The sequence below is a fragment of the Pseudomonas sp. MF7453 genome (genome assembly GCF_016405455.1).
Taxonomy (GTDB): domain Bacteria; phylum Pseudomonadota; class Gammaproteobacteria; order Pseudomonadales; family Pseudomonadaceae; genus Aquipseudomonas; species Aquipseudomonas paralactis.
The window spans coordinates 1-951 of sequence record NZ_JAEKCN010000052.1; the positions used below are offsets into that span (position 1 = coordinate 1).

Below are 951 nucleotides of genomic sequence, written 5' to 3' on the forward strand. Positions count from 1 at the left end.
CTCTGGGCTCTCTGGGCTCTCTGGGCTCTCTGGGCTCTCTGGGCTCTCTGGGTCGACTTGGCTTTTGGCCAAGTCGACCCAGACCTCCCCGACGCCACATTCTCGAATGGCAGAGAGATCCTGAGGCTCGGTCAGCAGGAAGCTGCCGCGCCAGAATGGGTGTCGAACCCAAGAGCCGGCGAGCTTGTGGATGTACATGCCGAGACGAAGCTCGGATACGGGAATGCGTTTTACCAACTTATTTTCCTTTCTGAGTTGGGTGGTTAGGCGTGCGCCGAGGCTGGCACCCAGCGGTAGAGCGGAGGTAAGGTCACGCCAAGATTCTTGGATCAGCCGGAACCGCCGAAATTTCCGTCAGCCGATCAACATGGCTTTGTCTCGCGCTCGGTCGATGCGTTCCTGCATCGCCTGCATGACTTCTTCGTGGGTGTACGACTTGGCGTTGGGGTCGTCGGCCTCTCGGAGAGCTTCCTCGACCTCGCGGGTCATCCGCGCATATTCTTCCGGCCACAGCGCTTGCTCCATGCGCAGCGACGCCTGCCCAAGCAGGTGCAGCAGGCCGAACAGCCGCATGTCATTGGTGGCGACGACGTGCTCTCGAATCCGCTCCTGGATCACCTCGCAGGCCCGATGCGCCTCTGGCGTCGCCGTGCCCTCGTAGCCGGCTGGGAGTTCTGCTTCTTCAGCGATTCGCGCCCAAGCGATAGCCAGCGCCTCGATGGTGGACAGGTTCATTTGCTCATCCACTTGCGCAGCAGACGCTTTTTCAGGGAGGCGCGCTCTTGCGGATTGCGTCCCTTGTGGTTGGCAATGCGATCCGCCGTGGCGGCCTGGCGCTTGATGGGCCAGTAGGAGCGGCCATCCTTACCCATCGACCAGACGTTGCTGACCTGGTTTTCCAGTAGAGGCAGATGGGCGCATAGAGCTTCCGGCGACGCGCTGGCCAGCGCG

Annotated in this window: 3 protein-coding genes; all 3 read right to left on the reverse strand. The window is 61.8% G+C overall.

What is annotated here, in order from left to right:
* A partial coding sequence (locus JFT63_RS29355; RefSeq protein ID WP_232867075.1) for a DUF3391 domain-containing protein occupies positions 1-198 on the reverse strand: 198 nt, incomplete at its 3' end.
* Positions 199-354: 156 nt separating this feature from the next.
* Positions 355-735: a hypothetical protein gene (locus JFT63_RS29360; protein WP_001054412.1), complete on the reverse strand. Its 381-nt coding sequence runs from the start codon at positions 733-735 to the stop codon at positions 355-357.
* Positions 732-951, reverse strand: a 220-nt coding sequence (locus tag JFT63_RS29365) for a hypothetical protein (RefSeq protein WP_106117528.1), incomplete at its 5' end; no start/stop codon positions are given. The genes JFT63_RS29360 and JFT63_RS29365, both read right to left, overlap by 4 nt.

What these genes read in the sequence shown, in the direction of transcription:
- JFT63_RS29360 (WP_001054412.1), bottom strand. Translation starts at nt 735, where the DNA reads ATGAACCTGTCCACCATCGAGGCGCTGGCTATCGCTTGGGCGCGAATC.